This is a genomic window from Mucilaginibacter sp. A5337 (genome assembly GCF_059690695.1).
In genome coordinates this window covers 395,907-415,529 of record NZ_JCAWEC010000002.1, presented here as the reverse complement: position 1 = coordinate 415,529, position 19,623 = coordinate 395,907, and the positions used below count along the sequence as shown (strand labels likewise).

At 43.3% G+C, this 19,623-nt stretch carries 15 protein-coding genes; 2 read left to right on the top strand and 13 right to left on the bottom strand.

All coding sequences use genetic code 11. The features are described from left to right. Positions 1–42 precede the first annotated feature (42 nt). From AC59JO_RS06655 to AC59JO_RS06595, 13 genes are all read right to left on the bottom strand, one after another. Positions 43–1,050 carry a DUF4961 domain-containing protein gene (locus AC59JO_RS06655; RefSeq protein WP_413668235.1) on the bottom strand — a complete coding sequence of 336 codons (1,008 nt, stop codon included), beginning with the start codon at positions 1,048–1,050 and terminating at the stop codon, positions 43–45. A 24-nt stretch (positions 1,051–1,074) separates the two neighbouring features. After that, a complete protein-coding gene (locus AC59JO_RS06650) occupies positions 1,075–1,518 on the bottom strand; it encodes a DUF5004 domain-containing protein (protein WP_413668236.1) in 444 nt (147 codons plus the stop codon). A gap of 27 nt (positions 1,519–1,545) precedes the next feature. Further along, complete coding sequence (locus AC59JO_RS06645) at positions 1,546–3,297, bottom strand: RagB/SusD family nutrient uptake outer membrane protein (protein WP_413668237.1); 1,752 nt, start codon at positions 3,295–3,297, stop codon at positions 1,546–1,548. Positions 3,298–3,582: 285 nt separating this feature from the next. After that, positions 3,583–4,413: an alpha/beta hydrolase gene (locus AC59JO_RS06640; protein WP_413668238.1), complete on the bottom strand. Its 831-nt coding sequence runs from the start codon at positions 4,411–4,413 to the stop codon at positions 3,583–3,585. Positions 4,414–4,428: 15 nt separating this feature from the next. Next, complete coding sequence (locus AC59JO_RS06635; RefSeq protein ID WP_497304254.1) at positions 4,429–5,814, bottom strand: SGNH/GDSL hydrolase family protein; 1,386 nt, start codon at positions 5,812–5,814, stop codon at positions 4,429–4,431. Between the two features lie 42 nt (positions 5,815–5,856). Further along, on the bottom strand, positions 5,857–7,551 hold the full coding sequence (locus AC59JO_RS06630; RefSeq protein ID WP_413668240.1) for an RICIN domain-containing protein: 1,695 nt from the start codon (positions 7,549–7,551) through the stop codon (positions 5,857–5,859). Between the two features lie 125 nt (positions 7,552–7,676). After that, entirely contained in the window at positions 7,677–10,016 is a 2,340-nt protein-coding gene (locus AC59JO_RS06625) for a GH92 family glycosyl hydrolase (RefSeq protein ID WP_497304252.1), read from the bottom strand. Positions 10,017–10,270: 254 nt separating this feature from the next. Next, positions 10,271–11,329 (bottom strand): alpha/beta fold hydrolase, encoded by a 1,059-nt coding sequence (locus AC59JO_RS06620; RefSeq protein WP_497304250.1) that lies wholly within the window; start codon positions 11,327–11,329, stop codon positions 10,271–10,273. A 160-nt stretch (positions 11,330–11,489) separates the two neighbouring features. Next, the gene (locus AC59JO_RS06615) at positions 11,490–11,903 is read right to left on the bottom strand and encodes an SRPBCC family protein (RefSeq protein WP_413668243.1); all 414 of its coding nucleotides are present in this window, start codon (positions 11,901–11,903) and stop codon (positions 11,490–11,492) included. A gap of 1 nt (position 11,904) precedes the next feature. Beyond that, on the bottom strand, positions 11,905–12,408 hold the full coding sequence (locus AC59JO_RS06610; protein ID WP_497304248.1) for an SRPBCC family protein: 504 nt from the start codon (positions 12,406–12,408) through the stop codon (positions 11,905–11,907). Continuing rightward, positions 12,405–12,725, bottom strand: coding sequence for an ArsR/SmtB family transcription factor (locus tag AC59JO_RS06605; protein ID WP_413668245.1), 321 nt, complete (start codon positions 12,723–12,725; stop codon positions 12,405–12,407). Before AC59JO_RS06605 ends, AC59JO_RS06610 begins: the two co-directional genes overlap by 4 nt. Positions 12,726–12,780: 55 nt before the next feature. After that, a complete protein-coding gene (locus AC59JO_RS06600; RefSeq protein ID WP_413668246.1) occupies positions 12,781–13,161 on the bottom strand; it encodes a DoxX family membrane protein in 381 nt (126 codons plus the stop codon). A 148-nt stretch (positions 13,162–13,309) separates the two neighbouring features. Further along, complete coding sequence (locus AC59JO_RS06595) at positions 13,310–16,966, bottom strand: ABC transporter permease (protein ID WP_497304246.1); 3,657 nt, start codon at positions 16,964–16,966, stop codon at positions 13,310–13,312. 361 nt (positions 16,967–17,327) lie between these two features. Between AC59JO_RS06595 and AC59JO_RS06590 the strand changes: the two genes are divergently transcribed. Together AC59JO_RS06590 and AC59JO_RS06585 are read left to right on the top strand one after the other, a co-directional pair. Continuing rightward, positions 17,328–18,770, top strand: a complete 1,443-nt coding sequence (locus tag AC59JO_RS06590) for a sensor histidine kinase (protein WP_413668248.1) — start codon at positions 17,328–17,330, stop codon at positions 18,768–18,770. Between the two features lie 9 nt (positions 18,771–18,779). Next, the gene (locus AC59JO_RS06585) at positions 18,780–19,463 is read left to right on the top strand and encodes a LytR/AlgR family response regulator transcription factor (RefSeq protein WP_413668249.1); all 684 of its coding nucleotides are present in this window, start codon (positions 18,780–18,782) and stop codon (positions 19,461–19,463) included. Positions 19,464–19,623: the final 160 nt, after the last annotated feature.

Below are 19,623 nucleotides of genomic sequence, written 5' to 3'. Positions count from 1 at the left end.
ACACATTGGTTAAATGCATTCGCTGTTTTGTTTATCTATGGATTAACCGCATTTAAATGTGTAAGTGAACGGGGCATCGGTATTACCGTAGCCAACTTTCGTTTTACCGGTTTTATCTGTCAAGAAGTACTCCATTCTGGTAATGGTTTGTGCATCTCCTACATTAAAGAATGATCGCGGCCAAAACGTAAGCTGATACTTTTTACTGGTGGCCGTGGTTTGCTTGAGCATAGTTTTAGTGGTTTGCTCACAAACATTTATGGTTTTGCCATCGCTGGTATAAGCCGTTGCGCACAGGTAAACTTCGCTTTCTCCCTTTAAATGAGTGTCGGTAACCGTACCATCAAAGGTGAGGGTCACGAAATCGTTATCCAGTGATTTTGGCGGATCTATGGTTGTAAGTTGCGGGTTGCAAAAGTCAACCAGGTCGCCGCTGCCGCCGGTTACTTCAAAACAATTCATACCGGTCAGCACGCTGTAATAAGTACCGTTACCATCGCTCGTAAAGCCGTTACCGCTATCTGTTATGGTATAGCCCAGTTTTACCAGCATGTTATTATTATCGGCTCCTACTTTTGTTTTGATATTTAAGTCAACAATAAACTCAACTCCGCCGGTATGACTATAGGCTTTATCTGTTTGGTAAGCCACCCATTCTACATCATCAATAAGGTTGCCGCCGTTGCCGAACATTTTTTTCATATAAGCCGGCCAGGTAAGCCCACCACCATTTTTAGGCAAAGTACCGTCAGGGATTAGTGTCATATTGCCATTGCCTTGTTTACTGGTATAAGTTATGGTAGTATTTTGTGCAGCTTTCCAACCTTTAGGTACCAGGAAACCGAAGATCAGGTAGTCTGGACCACCATCGCCCGCTGTTGGGATATCGCAATGCACAGTTATAGGCACTAAAGCGCCTACGGTAGCAGTAGCAGGCTGATCGACGCTGGTGATCTGCTCGCCGCAACAGGCCAGGGCAATGCCCAACACAACCAAAGCGCACAGCTTCCACAAATTTTTACCTTTTATATGTAGTAAATATGATCTCATAATTTATCTGTTACTTTTGGTTTATTAATTGGCTTTTTCAAGCACGTACACATAGGTATTATTGGTGCAGCCGGGGCTAAAGGTTATGCTGAGCTGCCTTTTACCATTTACAATTGGATAGGTAAAAGGAGTTGAAACCGGCTTGTCGCCTGTTGCCGTAAAAGTGATCTTGTAAGGATACTTCGGATCATCAAGTGCAAAAGCGCCATCCTTGCTTACCAGGAAGGGCAGCTTGTTCACCAGCGTATAGCCTTTATCGGTAAAGTTGATCCTGAACTGACTAAAATCAATAATGGATGTCAGATCAGTACCGTTTCGGGTGGCTCTGATTACCCGCCAATTACCTGCGATGTCTTTTGGAGCCTCACTCCCGGGCACTATCTTTTCGGTTTTACATGATGTTGCCGCCAACATAACGACAGCCACAAGCACCAGGTAAATCCATTTTGCTTTGTAATTATATTTCATATCAATATTATTTATGCTGTCGGGTAATTAATAGCCTGGGTTCTGGATCAATTCGGGCGATTTAGCAACCTCACTTTGCGGAAAAGGCCACAGGTACATCGCTTTACGGAAATTGCGTTTGCGCACATCAAACTGTTTGTATGCTACCGCAGCGCCATCACGGTCAACCTCCATGCCTTTAGTAGTTATATTATCTGTTTGATCGGCGATCTTCCAGCGACGCACATCCCAGAAACGGTGCTCTTCAAAAGCCAGTTCAATGCGGCGCTCGTTTTGAATAACCGCACGCATTTCAGCCTGATTTAATCCGGTTGGCAATTGATAAGGATTTAAGCCTGCTCTTTGACGAATAGCTTCGACCGCCGAATAAACCGCTCCCGTAGGACCTTCATATTCATTAGCTGCTTCGGCATAGTTGAGCAGGATCTCGGCGTAGCGGATCAGCGGCAGACAACGATCGGTACGGTGCTCAAAATCATTTGCTACAGCAGCAGGATCAAGCATTTTATTGGTGTAATAGCCGGTAGTAGTGCCAACATGTACGGCATCAGGTCCGGTAGTGTTTCCGTTGTACTTACCTACAAAGATGTTTATTGGCGAAGTACCTGATGCGAGTCTGATTTGTAAAGGCGTTTGATCATGAATAATGCTGTAATTCAACCGTGGGTCGCGGTTGGCATATGGATCGTTGGGATTATAGCCTGATGAGGGATCAGTTATCAGCTTGCCGTTGCTCATGGGGAAGGCATCAACCAAGCCCTGCAAAGGGAATGCACCGTTTTTGCCTGTACGGGTTGGCGGCTGCCATAAGTTTTCAAGGTCAACATTGCCCGTTGGGCGCATCAGTTGAAAAATGTATTCGGTATTTACGCGCTTGGTGAAAAGCTTTTGAAAGCCGAAACCCGGAGCTGTGGCATTGTCCACATTCAAACTATACATCCCTGTTGATATCACAGCGGCAGCGGCCTGCTCCGCAAGTTGCCACCGTTTAGGATCGCTATCCGGATAGCCGGCCAAGCCAACCGTTTTACCCTCACCTATGGACTGACCATTAAATAACGGACTTGCCGCATAAAGCAACACCCTTGATTTTAAAGCCAGACAAGCCCCTTTTGAAGCCCTGCCGTAACTTACGCCCGATTGTACTGTCGGCAGATCTTGCCCGGCTGCATCGCATTCGGCAAGGATATAGTTCACACAATCCGCATAAGTATTACGGGCGGCCGGGATCTTGTCTGTATAAGTATAGATGCTGTCGCCCAATAAATGTACACCACCATAATGCTTTACCAATATGGAATAATACCAGGCACGTAAAAACCGGGCCTCTGCCTTCATTTGTGTTTTAACGAAGCTATTGATCGGTGCCTGGGGCAAGTTTTTAAGTAACTGGTTTACCGACCGGATATTGGTGTAGCAGTTTTTATAAGCATCATCCGTAACTACCGCAGCGTTAATAGTACCGGTTTCAAAAGCCAGTGCGGTTGAACCCGCTGATGCCGATACCTCAGCCTCGTCGGATGCAGCATCGAGGCCTCCATTAGGGGTTGGCGAAAGTATCGGCCCGTAAGTAAACCTGCCCGCGGCTGCACTGAAACCAACGTTGCTGTAAATATTGGCTAAAAATGATACGGTATTGGCACTATCAGTAAATACGGTGTTTTCGGTTAGGTTTGATGTTTGCGTTTGCCCCAGGAAGCCATCCTTTTTACACGAGGTAAAAAAAATAGAGCCCCCCAAAACCGAATAAGCAAGAACCTTGAAGTAAAGTTTTTTCATACTATAGGGTTAGTTAACATCAGGCATCGACAGAGAAAATATAAAATCGTTTTAGCAATTCTACATTATTAACCCGCGGAGCTAAAGTTTAAAAACTGTTTATTAATTGGTTTATAATTCAGATATCGAAATCTGTTACTAATATAGTTCATAAAAACGATTTAGCAAATTTTTTATTCGATTTTTCAATATTTTTCAAAATCGCAATTTCTTTGCTCAGATTTTAACAAATACAACATTTACAATCGGTTGAAAATGCTGTATTTGTAAGGTATGCTTTCTCCCCTATTTAATCCCGTTAAAAAAACGGCTAAAAAAAAGAGCCTGATAATTGATAGAATTGCCCCAGTACTCCCAAGTGTGCGCTCCTGGCCTCACAGTATAATCATGGGGCACCTTGCGCTCAAGCAGCTTTTTATGCAGTTCCTGGTTGGCCTGGTAAAGAAAATCATCATAACCAACATCAAATGTTATAGCAAGCGAGTTTGGTTTTAACAGATAAATCAGGTTTACAACGCTGTTTTGCTCCCATCTGTCGGGATGTTCGCTGTATTTACCCAGCACCCGTTCAATGCCGAAACTATCCGGGAAAGGCCTGATATCAACCGCACCGCTCATGCTGCCCGCCGCCCCAAACCTATCTAAATGCTTAAAAGCTAAATACAAGGCGCCATGCCCCCCCATACTCAAACCGGTTATGGCCCTCCCCTTCCTATCAGTTATAGTTGAGTAATGTTTATCAACCCAATTTACGAGTTCGGTACCCACATAGGTTTCATACTGTGATTCCTTAACGGTTGGACTATCAAAATACCAGCCCGCAAAATCGCCATCGGCACAAACTATAATAAACTGATAGGTGTCGGCAAGGTTGGCAACTGCCGGTACTTTTTTGATCCAATCACTATAATTACCGCTGAAACCGTGCAGCAGATACAATACAGGAAACTTTTTAGTATTCGAGTAGTCGGAAGGCTTAATTACTACTGCCTTGATATCCTTGTTCATCGCGGCGCTATGGGTCAGCACCGTATCAACCGTTGCAGCATTCGCTTTAAAGCAACAGACCGCAAGGCAGGTAAATAACGGAATAAATAATAGTTTTTTAATGTTCATCTGTATATAGTGATTTTATTTTGAGGCTATGATAGTAATACGATGATTCTGTGGTTTGTTTATAGCGTAGATCTGATCGGTAAGTACATCCATTTCCTTTTGCCATGCGTCGCGCAGGCTTTTGTAGCGGGCACGGGTGTAATTATCCTTGTTGCCGTTTACAAAAATGTCTTTTCTGGCATACTTGCTAATGGTATCCATGGCAGCATTGGTATCATGGAATAGCAAACCTTTACCCTTTAAAAAGTCGAACTGCATCCAAACGTACATACGGATGCGCCTTTCAATATCCCAGCGTTCCTCATTCAACTCCCGGATCTGGATAGCCTGCTGATATTGCGGCGTGGTGGTGATCTCGGCAAGGTTGATGCCAGCGCTCAATTGGTCGGCCGACCAGTTGCCCATTTTTTCGCCATCAATAAGCACATCATAATTGGCTGGTTTTAACTCTTTAATAGCAAGCAACTCCTGGTTCATCTCTTTGATAAACGGAATAACCTTAAGGGCATCAGCTTGCTTTTTGCGGTTGCCCCAGCCACGGGGAATAGTATCTATAGGATAAGGCAGTGAGTTTGCAAGATAATTGAACGATACTGAATCCATAGCAGATACTACATTGGTTATCTTGCAATTAACCGCTTTAATTGCCTTTTTACTTTTAGCATCTACAGCAACATCGGCCACCACTTTATTACTGAAACCCTGGGCTTTTAAAAACAGGTAAGCCATTACCAGGTGCCCATCATTATCGGGGTGCACCCTGTCATTAGGGGTTAAACTAAATGTTGAATCTTTGGCCTGTTCGTGCAGGTTGATCTCGGTCATAGGATGAAAAAAATCAACATACCCCCAATTATTCTTTTTAGCAGCATCGCGCTGGAAATCTATCACTTTTGAAAAAGCGGCACTTTTTTTTGGGTAGATATTCTTGGTAGTGAACTTGCTGGTTTCGTCATAAGGCGAACCGAGGATGAAGATCTTACGGATCTCCGGATGTTGCTTAAGTTTGTTTTCCAACAGTGCATAATTATCGTATGAACCCTGGATCTTTTTATCCATAAACTCCTGTGCGTCGGCACGGTACCATTCAAAATACCCTGTATCATTCATGCCCCAGGTAAGTGTTAAAACATTAGGTCTTTTAATGAACACATCATCTTCAAAACGATCGTTGATTTGACCAACTACGTCGCCACCAATCCCTGCGTTGTAACAGGTTATCCGCATGTTTGGGAAACGGGTCATGTAGTAGAGCCAGATGTATGAATGGTAGTGCCCCCCGTCGGTAATGCTGTTGCCAACAAAGACCACCCGGTCTCCGGCGCGAAAAGGCGCAATATTTTGGGCAATTACTGCTCCCCGCGCTGCTATTAGTACTAATAATAAAATCAACTTTTTCATTAACTGTTAATTATAATGTGTTCAGCAAAAAATAAATTCAAACTATAGGCCCACTAAACTATACGGAATCCTCACCGCTTTTACCTGGTAAAAGTTAGGATCCTGGTTATTGTTTACGCAGGTGGTTGTACTGCAACTGCCACCGTCACCATTATAATTTAGGCAATAGGTAACAAGCAGCTCATTATGTCCGTTAACAAATTCCGGGTGAATGGCCGGAGTATAATACTTAGCCAAATGCCCCTGATAAACATCATTAATGGTGAAAATCATTTTAGGCGCAGTGAAAGGCCCTTTCGGGCTATCGGCTGTCGAGATATAAATGTTATGACTTGCCGGGTCGCAAAAATAGCCCAGATCCATCTGCATCATCACGTATTTGTTATTCACTTTTGAGATGATCACATTTTGCTGAGTAGTATTGCCAGCACCCACAGTTATAGCTGCAGCTGAGGCAGTTGTACGGGTTGACGACCATGAAGAGCCCGTCCAAAACAACCAGTTAGCAGGATTACTTACAGGAAAACGGGCGAGGAACACGTTAGATGTATTGAAGTACACGCTCTTGCTTCCGTAAACATATACAGAATCATTGCTTACGTTTTTAACCATGCCGTTTGAAAAACCTGTTTCTGTTTGTCCTGACATGCCCGCAGGTGTGATACGGGCCGCTGTGCCCCAATTTAGTCCTGCTGTATTTTGCGTAAGATCATAAAGTACCTGGTTTTCGGGCGTAGATCCGTTGGCCGATTCAAATGTGTATAAGTAAACATGGTTGCCTGCCTCAATACCGGCTCCAGGCCAGCGGTAAGTTGAATTATGATCGCCGGGGCTTTCGATGATCTCCATACTGTTAACCGGCGAGTTATTGGTAGTGATATTGGGTGTTAGAGATTGGTCCCAACTGTGGCTGGCCGGCTGCAACAAGGCCGAATTATGATATTTAAAAAACTGGCAATATAACTGTCCGTTGCTTTGAAGTTGCGATGACTCATAGGCATCTTCGGTTATCCAAAGCACTTTTCCGTTATTGGCACCGTAGGTAAGCGGGATACTTTTTCCCTCGTCAAAGGCCACGGTGCCATTGGTACGGTGAAAAAAGTTCACCACATCATCATCGCGGTAAGCCTCAGCCGCAAGCCCGTTAAGCAGCCAGGTTTGTGCCGTATTACCGGCTACAAAAGTCTCCTGCGTTATAGGAGTGCCATTAGTGGTAGATGAACCGTGATTGGTAACAGCCAGGCCATTACCTACATTAATAATTTTATATACACCGGTGCTTACAGATTGAATATACCATTGCTGGGCGTTATTGGTATTAGCCTTATCCTGCCATAATCCTGTACCCGGATTAGTTGTTGCCAGCGGCACCTCCAGATACTTGCCACTGGCAACATTCATGATCTTGAATTTAGTGGTACTGGTTATAGCACCACTGCCTTGCTGTACAATTATCCATTTTTGATTAGGCGCTGTGGCAGTACCGCTTCCTGAGTATTGATTTTGCTGCGCGCCGGTACCGTCATTAAGCATGCCGCTGCTATTGATTTCAATAACTTTTCCGCTCAAAACATTGGTGATAAAAAAAGTACCGTAAGAACTTACCGGCGATCCGCTGGCCAATTGAATTGAATCAGTACGAACAAAGGGCTTGGGGTACTTAACGGCAGCCTGTTTGCTGCATGATGCCAGCAAGACCATAGCCGCAAAAGCACAGGTAAAAAGGTTTGTTTTCATAATTTGGTTTGGTTTATAATTTGGTTTGATGTTTGGTTAGTGTTGTAAAATCAATTATTTATAAAATCGATTTAGCAATTAAACATAAAAATCACCCCCCTTACCTTTCTTTTTTTCTTAAATTATCAGATTCCCCAGTTTTTATTCGGCGCTGCGCCCATGCTTAACTCAAGCGTGCCGCCTGCAGCGATATCCTTATAATCGATATAGCATTTGTTATAGGTTTTGCCATTAAGCTTTGCCCCCTGTATGTAAATGTTTTTTGCCGAATTATTATTGGCGATAATGGTAAACATTTTACCCTTTGCATACTTTGGGTCGAGCCTCAAGGTTACTTTATTGAATACAGGACTGGTAATCTCTTGCCTGGTATCGCCCGGACAAACAGGATGCAAACCACTGGCTGCCAATACATACCATGCCGACATCTGCCCTACATCTTCATTGCCCACCAATCCTTCTACAGAGTTTTTATATGCCCGGCGGCAGATCTCGCGGGTCCATTTCTGGGTAAGCCACGGAGCGCCCAACCTGTTATATAAAAATGGAACGTGGTGCACAGGCTCATTGGAATGATTGTAATAATCGTTCCACATCATGTTATCAGGCGTTTTTTCAAAAAGATTGTTCAAATCGGCTATTACTTTTTCGCGCCCGCCCATCAGCTTGGCCATTCCGTTAACATCCTGCGGTACAAACCAGCCTTGCTGATAAGGGTTACTCTCCACACAGCCATACCACTGTTTAATACGTCCTTCTGCAGGCCATGGCAGCCAGTTACCGGTACTATCTTTTGGGCGGAACCAACCTTTATCCGCGTCAAAGATGTTTTTAAAGGCTTCTCCCCTTTCGCCATATTTTTTCACATCTTGTGTTTTATTAAGCGCTTTTGCAAGCTGTGCAACGCACCAATCGTTATAGGCGTACTCAAGCGTATAACTTATGCCACCGCCGCCAGGAGTAAAGCCTTTATCGCCGTTACCAAATTTTTCAACGGTACTCACCGCTAATTTATAAGCATCGGGGATATTATAGTTGCGAATTCCTTTGGCATACGCATCGGCCATAACAGCTACCGCCGGGTTGCCAAGCATACAACCGCTATAAGCATTTAATAACTCCCAGCGTTCCAGGTAATCTTTATTTTTTTCGTTAGCAAGTGTCACCAGCGAATTAACCAGGTCGTTAACCAGCGAAGGATTAATAATGGTTTGTAAAGGCATCTGACTCCTGAAAACATCCCAGCCACTAAAAATAGTACGCTTTTTAAATGTTGTAGTATGATGAACCTTGCCATCGCCGCCCATATATTGCCCGGTAACATCACTAACAATACGCGGATCGATCATGGTGTGATAGAGAGCTGTATAAAACACCGTCTTTTGCTCAGCGGTACCACCCTGGATACTTACTTTTGATAAGGCGCTATTCCACAGGTTAATAGTTTTTTGATGTACTGCGTCGAAATTCCAATCTTTAATTTCGGCTTGTAAATTGGCTTTGGCACCCGCTATGCTCACAAATGAAATACCTGATTTAAGCAATACCTGTTCATTGGCCTTAGTTGCAAATTCGGTATAAAAGCCAAGATGCTTGCCTTGCTTTTCTTTCACGCCTTTCAATATTTCGGCCTTAGCTACGCGTTCCTGGTATTTATCGCTAGTTACATCATCCAGCTTACGGCTCCAGTCGTCGGGGATATCGGCACTCCAAACGCCGTAGTTTTTTAGTGGTTTGTTAAATTGTGCATAGAAATATACTGCATAATCGGCCTTGCCATCACCATTGCCCCAACCACCGCCATCCGGCGTACATTTCATAAAGCCCTCAATGGTATGATCATCAACTACTTTAACATATTGCAGTGTTGAAGTTCCACCTACCCTCCGGGCCAGATCTACCTGGATACGTGATTGTTTATTTTGAGGAAAAGTAAAGCGCAGCATACCGCTGTGAGGAGCGGCTGTAGCCTCGGCTTTGATATTATTATCGGTTAACTGCACACTATAATAACCTGCAGATGCTTTTTCACTGCTTTTATCATAAGCCGAACGGTATCCCAATCCGGTAGTACCTATTTTACCGGCACTTGTTTTTAGCGTGCCCGTTGTCGGCATTACCAAAAAGTTTCCTAAATCGCCATACCAGCCAATGCCGCTCATTTGGGTGAAAGCAAAACCTTCAATGCTTTTATGCTCATAACTGTAACCGGAACCGTTATCACCGCCGGTTATAGTATTAGGACTAAGCTGCACCAGACCATAAGGTGTAGCTGCCCCCGGAAAAGTTTTACCTAAACCATGATAAACGCCTGCCCCATCGGCACTGGTGCTGGCACCTATAAACGGATTAACGTACGACGCCGCACTTTGAGCCTTCAGCAATGTTGCTGAACCAAGTGACAAACCCGCGGTAAATACGGTTATTAAATATTTTTTTAATACTGGAAACGTAGTTGCGTTCATAATAGTAGTACCAGTATCGTTGTTTAAGATCTGGAAGGCCGAAACTGTGATTTATTATCGGGAAAAAACTTTATTTAACGTAAGTTTTTTATGACAGATAAAGCTTCAGAGTTAAAAAACGTGACCGGTATTTGTTAATTGGTTATTACGCAACCAAATTATGTAATAAAATCGATTTAGCAAATTTTTGTTGATTTTTATTTTTTGGAATAAAAAAGGGTTCATTACTCATGCTAACAATTACAATACTATAACTACAGCCACCTGGTAAACCAGTCCAGCGTCATTTCAAAATGTGCGGGTGTAGAGGTATGAAATAGCTTTGGTGTTACATCGCGCATAATCTTATTGGTTGCCCCTTTCGATCTATATGCTTGTATGGCCGAAGCGTAAGCTATATTTGCTCCGGGCAGCGGACAATTAGGGTCATTTTCTGTACCCAAAATCAGCATGGCGCGCGGCGCTATCAATCGCAGCATCGACGGACAGTCGAACTCACCGGTGATACCTGGTAATAGTTTATCCCATACGGCTTGTACATTACACTTATTTAAAACCGAATCGCCAAGATCTTTGGCAGCCTGCAGATGAGCCTCCCGGATAGTGCCTGCCCGTCCCTGCCATTTATCATTATCCAATGACCATTTGAAGCTTTGCACCGCAATATCCAGTACAATTGCTTTTATCCGCTTGTCTACCGATGCCGCAAGCCATGTTTCCATCCCGCCCATAGATATACCGCCCATTCCAAGCCGGTTGGCGTCAATGTCGGGCCTGCTTACCAGGTAATCGGTTACCCTCCACAAATCAAAAGCTGTATCAAACAAAAATGGATGGGTTTGATGGGCCTGATCCATATTTTCCCAGGCAGCTGCAACCGCGGCTACATATTCCTTTGATCCATGCGCCCCTCCGGCAATGCGTTCGCCGTGAAAGCGGGCATCAATAGCCACACCCATGATTCCTCTTTTAACCAATTGGTACAGCATCTTTCTGTTATCTTCTTTTTTACCGCCGGTGCCATGCAAAAAAATTACAGCCGGATACGGTTTTGTGCCGGTAACCGGTTTGTAAATCAGGATAGGTACCCGTTCATCCTTTTCGCTGTAAATAAAACCATGTTCTATAATAACCGAATCTGTTTTAACTATCGTGAAAGAAGGACTTAACGGCACACGGGGCCTTTCCAGCAGCTTTTTAAAATCAGCTGCTACCCTGGCAACAGGTGGATAATTTATTTGCTGCGCAAATGAAAGCATTGAACATAACGACAAGACAATGCTAAAGCAGAGCACTTTGATTTTAAACAACATAATACAAAATAATTGACCAGTACAATTTATGAAACGGCCAGTGTACCTCGTGTAACAATACTGACATGAAATAGCAAACAAGAAGGCCTGATACATTCCGTATCAGGCCTTCTTGTTGCATAGCTCTCACGAACTTATAAAAAGCCTGGTGAGCTTTTCATTAGTTTTCTTCGGTATATTTTTTGAAGTTGTTCAATATAGCCTGCCAGCCGTTTTTTTGCATTTCAAGTGGATTTTGGTCTTCCGGGTCGAACGTCACTTCAACCTCAGTTTGATTGCCATGTGCTTTGAAAGCAACGGAGGCCTGCCTGCCGTTTGGCATGGTGTAGGTAAAATTTTCGCCATCGACAACTTCATCATACGTTGCTTCGAAGTCAAAACCGAAACTTCCGTCTTTAGCCTCCATCCTTGCCGAATACTTGCCCCCTACCCGCATGTCATTTGATGCAGAAGGGCATTGCCATGAAGGATCGGCAAAATTCCATTTTGTAATATGCTCAGGATTGGTATAATAATCCCAAACTTTTTTTACACCGGCTTTTACCGTAGCGATAACCGTGATCTTGTTGCTCATTTTATTTTTTTAAGGTTAGTAATAATTGGTCCAATTTTTCGAGGGTTGCCATCATGCCTTGTTCCATACCCATCTGGATAACCGTTTCCAAATCCGAAAGCGATTTATAGGTAACAATGGTTTCCACCAAAGCGTTTTCTCCTTTATCGGTAAAGTTCACCAACCACTCGGCACGTGGCAAGTCTTTATTAATTTCTCCATCCGCATTACTAAAAGCATCTAATGCTGTATAATAATCAATTGGCTGTATTTTAACATATTCTGTTAAACCCCAGTACTCTGTACCATTGGGTTCAACCATGGCATAGTGCCAGTGACCACCCTCACTAAAATCCATCGATTTTGTTTTAGTGGTTAAAGGTGCAGGTGCAAACCATTGGTCGAGCAATTCACTTTTAGTATAACAGTCCCAAACCAGCGGTCTGTCAGCCAAAAACTCACGCTTAATGGTCAGCGTATTTTTTACCTTGTCGGCAATGAAGTCGAAATAAAGGTTGTTTTTCATTTATGTGTCTTTTTTAAGGTTGCTAAAAGATTATCGAGTTGCACAAACCGGGTTTCCCAAATCTTGCGGAATTGCTCCAGCCATTTGTCTATTTCTTTCATTTTGTCAATCTCCAATAGATAATAAATCTCCCGACCCTGATGCTCCTGTTTTACCAGTTCACATTCGGTTAAAACCTTCAGGTGCTTTGAAATCGCCTGCCGGGTAGTATCAAAATGTTCGGCTATAGCATTGGGCGTCATGGCCTGTAATGCAATTAAGGCAATAATAGCCCTCCGTGTAGGATCGGCAACAGCCTGAAAAATGTCCCTTCTCATGAGGTAGCTTTTACATACCGGTTAAATTTGGTTAACCGGTGTTTTAACAAAAAAATTATTTCCTGATCATGGGTAGGTACTTTTCCCAATTATCAATGATTACCCAAACAACAATTGCGGTCAATACCAATGCAATAGGTAAACCTGATGGGGCCATACTGATATTGGCTAACAGGATCCCCGTTAAAACAGGAACGAGCACAACAGCACCAAGTGCCCTTGTTCTTCCGAAGATCAGCAGCAAGCCACCGACGATTTCCGCGACGCCTACCAACGGCATAATCCATCCTATTTCCATATATGCCTGCATTACTTTCACCATATTTTGAGGCATATCCTTGGGCATCGGCATATAATTCAGGAATTTATTCAGGCCGGCGTTAATGAACATCAGCCCGGTTAACAGGCATAAAACAAAGAGGATTTTATTTTTCATGATTGGTTTATTTAATAATAAGAAACTGATTGGTTGCAAATATATACGCAACCAATCAGTTTCGCAAATTTATTTTGAAAAAACTCAGAATAGTAGCATCATTAAATTCAGGCCGTTAAAAATGTTTGACGGCCGGGGAAAAAGCCAATCATTCACTCCGTAAACTATCAACAGGATTTGCCAACGCTGCTCTTAGGGCCTTATAACCTACGGTGAACCAACCTATCAGGAGAGAAGTTATAATGGCGGCAACAAAAACCCAAACACCCGGCGAAATACGATAAGCGAAAGTTTGCAGCCAACCGTTCATCAGGTACCATGCAAGAGGCGCCCCAATAACGAATGCCACTACGATGAGCACTAAAAACTCCTTCGAAAACAGATATATGATGCTGCCTGTTGATGCGCCTAAAATCTTCCGTATGCCCACCTCCCGGGTACGCTGCACAGCCATAAATGATACCAGGCCGTACAAGCCAAGGCAGGAGATAAAAATCGCGATAAGCGCAAATACTTTATAAATCAGTTCGAGCTGATTCTCCTGTTCATAAAATTTGGCAATACTATCGTCAACAAAAAAGCCGGTGTAAGCATATTCGGGATACTTTTTTTCCCAGGCACTTTGTACCAATGCTGCCGTTTTTGCAAGGTTTCGGCCTTCAATTTTTATCGCTATCTGCTGCTCCGATTGTTTTGAGGGATACATCACCAGCGGCTTAATCTCCTCACGCATGGAATTTGTTTTGAAGTCGGCAACAACACCTACTATAGGCAGGTTTCCGTAACTGTCGAAAGTAAGGGTTTTACCCAAAACATCGTTGGCGTTTTTAATACCGAGTTTGTGTACCATGTTTTCATTAATCACCAGTTCGCGTGCGGTATCACTGGGAGCATAACCTCTGCCTGCTATAAACCTGAGACCAAACGTTTTGAAATAGTCTGCATCGGCTATTTTCATGAAGATATCAAAGCCCGGATCTTTTTCTGAATGATTAAAATAGAAATTGCTTGAATTGTTATGCGATGACGATGGTGCATCAGCCGAAAAACTGGCTGCTTTTACACCCGGCAATACCAGCACTTGCTGTTTAAAGCTGTTCAATCGTGATAAACCAACGCTATCGGCAGGGCATGGTACAGCCAATATGGCTTCTTTATTAAATCCAAGGTCGGCACTGTTTACAAAATCCATTTGCTTAATAGCGATAGCCGTTCCGATAATCAGTAGTTGAGAAATAGCAAACTGGGTAATTACCAGCGCACGGCGGAGCGATATACCGCCGACCGCGGCAGAATTAATTTTGTTTTTGAGCGCCTGAACAGGTTTAAACCCGGATACGATAATTGCCGGGTATATCCCCGAAAGCAGGATCACGACAATTATTACGTAAGCCAGGCAAAGCAATGTACCAGGATTGAACAGACCAATGCTATCCGGAACGCTGGCGATATGTTTGAGTAATGGCAATGCAATTTCGGCCACACATATCGCAAGCCCCGCGGAAAACAATACGATAATGGCCGTCTCGCACATTACCAGACCTATTAATTGCCCACGGCTACTGCCCAGTACTTTGCGGATACCCACCTCTTTGGAGCGACCAACGGATTGAGCAGTAGAAAGATTAATAAAGTTGATGGATGCCATAATGATGATCAGTACAGCGATCAGCGACAGGGTGCGCAGCGTGGCCCTGCTGGTTACGTGATCGCCTAATGTACCGCCAAAGCTGGTATCAAAGTGGATTGTTGATAAGGGTTGTGCTACAGCAAATCTTTTCCTGGCAGTACGTTGATTGTTATTAAATTGTTTTTGGGAAAAACTGAGCATTTGACTTTCTACGGTGCTTTGCAATACATTCGCAGGAAATTTTATATATACCTGCCAGTCACTGCTGGTTTCATCCCAGGTATATGAATAATGATAGCTTTTTGCATTCTGCTTCCAGGTGATGTACGAAATAAGTACTTTAAATGGCAGGTCGGTATTTGGCGGCACATCCTCTATCACACCTGCAACCCTCAGCTTCAGCAGGTTATCCATGCGAAGCATTTTCCCTAACGCCGATTGCCAACTGCCAAAATATTTTATGGCACTGCTCTTATCTATTACCACCGTATTGGGGTCTTTTAAAGCCGATGCACCGCCGACGAGCCAGGTTGCCTGAAAAATATCAAAAAGCTGGGGCTCGGCAAACATGATACCGGTGTTCTCAACAAACTTTTTATCGCCTGCCGGGTTACCATTAGCCGCCGGCGCCAAAATCTGGCTTCCGTAAACGGCATTGATGCCTGTAACAACAGCGTGCGGAAAATAAAGGCGAAAAGCGTCTAAAGCAGGTGTTGAAATCCCGGAACTATACCTGATATTACCTTCCCTCTCCTTTTTTGTTACGATGCGATAGGTACTTTCATAACCGGGTTGATATGTATCAAAGCTCAACTCATATTGAACAACTACAAATATGAGCAAACAGGCCGCAACGCCCACTGCAAGACCGGCTACATTAATGGCCGAATAACTTTGGTGACGGGTGATATTACGCCACGCGATTTTAAAATAATTTTTAAACATATAGCTATGGTTTAATTTCGTGGAAGACCACATGGTTGTGGCTTCATGCTTCGAAATTATCCCTGCAAACTGCGTATGTCGTCTTAAGTTATAACTTGGGAACTCTTTTTTGGGGCCGTTTTTATATTCCGCAGGGCTTTTGCCTGTCATTTGTTTAAAAATGCGATTAAAGGTTGATTTTGAATTAAACCCACACTCCAATGCAATGCCGAGCAGGGTTAAATTGGCGAAAGCAGGGTCCTGCATTTTCCGGATTACATCTGCAACGCGATATTCATTAATAAAATCGTTAAAATTTTTTTTTAGTGCCCCATTGATAATCCGGGATAGCTCATGAACAGTAATCCCAAGTTTTTCTGCAAGTGAGGTCAAATTCAGCTCTGCATCCCGATAGTACCTGTTGGCCTCTGTAGCCTTCCTAAGCCAGGCTCCTTTTTGCCTGAGCTCTGCCGAAACCGGTGTTTTGAAAACCGGAGAGGCCTGCAACATAACTGGGGTTCCCGGTTTTGAATGAACTGTCGCCGCTATCCAAATCATCATTCCGGCTAACAGCAAATACAAGGGGTAGTAAGTGTCAATACCTAAACGGTAATGGAAATAAAAATAATCTACAGCAGTATATGGCAGCCATAATAACCATAAAAGGCTAAAAGCCCTGATCAATCGGCTCAGCCAGCGCATTTGGTTGCGATAGCGGTCATTTATATTATTGAATTTTAACTGCCGGTAATAGTTTTCAATCAGCCTGAAAGAAATATACAGGTAAGCAATCGTAGAAATGAACGCGGCTATATTCAATACCGGGCCCATTTGCCGAAAAATAGGTGTATAAAAAGTTGCCGCGCCAATGCTGGTACTTTGCCAAATCTCCAATACAAAAACGCCCTGTTGCAGCAACAAAGGGATAAAGTGCAGCAAATCCCTACCACTCAATATGTAAGCGGGCCGGGTTATCTTAAGTACGTAAAAATAGATGAGCGGGCCCAGTGCCAACGAAAATTGAAGCGGTAACCAGCTCCAATACTGAAAGTAGGCACCCAAGCCGATATTTTCCCCCAACACACAGGCCATCCATAAAACAATGGTTAGCACAGCAAGGGCAAGAAAACGGTTTGCAGTGATGTTAATGTTTTTGGTAAACCATAACAGCAGGCTAAGCGTAAGGCCGATAAATATCGCAGCCAAAAACGCAAGATCATAGAGGGTGATATGGAAGGTGTATGCGGCCAAGTTGCAATATTAGTTCAAAGGCTATTCCAATTTTATAACTCACTAATATACAACAGTCAAGACTTAACAAACAGAAATCATTGTAATAAAAACGAACATTTGGTTGTACCGATTTGAGTCAATTTCGGGTTTGGTGTGCATTACCCTTTTTGTTACACAATCAAGAGAGGTAAATAATGGAAGTTAGTGAAACGCATGCACTGAATTTGAATGATTCTCGTCACTTATAATCATGTCTGAATTTGTCTAAAACTCCTGTCCATCACATTTTTCAAATTGTTCATCACATTTTACTTTCAGAAGAAAACCAGGCTTTGTACCATTGTAATAGAAAGACATAAATCTTATTTCACTAAAGGCCATGTTAAAACAATTCAATTTAAAATTTAAGGATGATGCCGTCCGGATAGAGTTTTGGATAGCAACCGGTTTTATAGTTGCAGCGGTATTGATATCTATACTGGATCTGGGACATCAAAATCAATTAAGCTCGGAAACACTGATGCCGGTGTTGTTCAGTTACCTGATAACCTTTACAATATATCTTTTACTTTGCTTTTATATGGCGCCGGCTTTTGAAAGCGAAAGCAAAGCGCCCCTGCAGGGGTCCCTGTTCCTGCTCGTTTTCATGGCGCTTGGTTACCTGGTTGGGATCATCAATATTTATTTTACAGCCTTGCTCGCCCTCAAGCTCCTGTACATTTATTTCAACCGTAACCGGCAAAACAGCGATAGTGCTCTTTACAGTGAGGCAACCCTGCTTACCGCATCCTGGATCCTGATTACCGTAGGGCTGCTTTACCTCTCTACCCCACTAATGATGCGGTTTTATGTGCTCTTTGTAGTACCTGTCGCCATCTCCCTATACTTGTACGCTGTACATGTGGTTTTGCCCACTCTTAAATCAGGAAACAGGAATATCTTTTATTATTTCCTCCGCATGTTGGTATTTATTCCGCTGTCTTGCATAGCAGTATTTTTAATCAGTTTATCATTTAAGGGCGCTAACCATGTGTTGGTAAGACCCATGGCCAACGCGGTAATGATCATTGATACCGGGGACGATAACAATACTCAATTTCTGGTGGTCCTAAACTTTTTTACGCAACTGTTATTAGTAATGCCCCTTGCGCTCAGTACCTACAGGCGGCGCAATATGAAGAATCAGGAAGAAATTAAGATGTTGAAAACTGAACTTGGGCAATCAGATGCCAATCTCAATTTTTTAAAGTCGCAGATCAACCCTCACTTTTTGTTTAACGCTTTGAATACGCTGTACGGCACCGCACTGCAGGAACAGGCTGCGCGAACTGGAGAAGGCATCCAAAAATTAGGCGAAATGATGCGCTTTATGTTGGAGGAAAATATCAAAGACACCATTACGCTTTCGCGCGACATTGAATACCTGAAGAATTATATCCTGCTTCAAAAACTGCGTAGTGCTACATCGCCCTCTATAGTGATAGAAACTGATATCGAAGAATATCAGGGGCCACTAATCATCACCCCAATGTTGCTGATCCCATTTGTGGAGAACGCATTTAAACATGGTATCAGCCTGCAAAACTCCTCACACATTAAGGTAGCCCTGCAGGTTGAAGGCACAACAGTTTATTTTGATGTTCATAACAGTATCCACAGCCGCCAGGACAACGATCCTGAAAAAGAGCGGGGCGGCATTGGCCTGGAAAACGTAAAACAAAGGCTCAATTTGCTCTATCCCAACCGTCATGAACTGGTGATGCGCGAAAATGCCAGGGAGTTTTTCGTTCACCTCTCCATACAACTGGCCGCTAATCACTAATTTTAACGTATGATAGCCATCGCCATTGATGATGAACCCATAGCACTCGACGTAGTTAGAGCGCATGCAGCTATGGTACCTTTTATCGAGTTAAGAGAAACTTTTACGAATGCCTTTGAAGCAGCAAGTTATTTACAGAAGAATAAAGCTGATCTGATTTTCCTGGACATTAAAATGCCGGATATCAGCGGCATAGATTTTTTGAACAGTATTAACAATGCACCGATGGTTATTTTTACCACAGCGTATTCCGAACATGCGGTACAAAGCTTCGAGCTGGACGCGGTCGATTATCTGCTGAAACCCTTTTCCCTCCCACGGTTCCTGAAAGCCTGCAATAAAGTATACGAACTCTATAACTTGCGAAACAAATCTCAGGCCGACGAGCTGCATCAGTCCATCTTCATCAAAGACGGCTATGAACAAATCAAAGTAAAGCTTAACGACATCCTATTTATCGAAGCGGCCGGCAACTACGCCAAAATCTTCCTGCAAGACGATACTTCGCTAAGTACACGGATCACCATAACGGATATGCAGCTCATGCTTCCTGCAAATAAATTCATCCGCACTCACCGGGCATTTATAGTTGCACGCGATAAGGTTAGCAAATTTGATAAAACACAAGTTACCATCAATGAGCACATCATTCCTATCGGTGCAACTTATGCTCAATGCATGCAAATGTTATAGATCTGCGTTAAGCGTAACCTCTTAATTTTATTTTATGCACTAACACGCCGTCGATGTTTCTAACCCGCGTTGATAAAAACAAAACCCGATCTACATATGTAAAGAGCGGGCATTGCAGATCGGCCGCTCCATAATGAATTTCTTTAAAATATCAGGAACA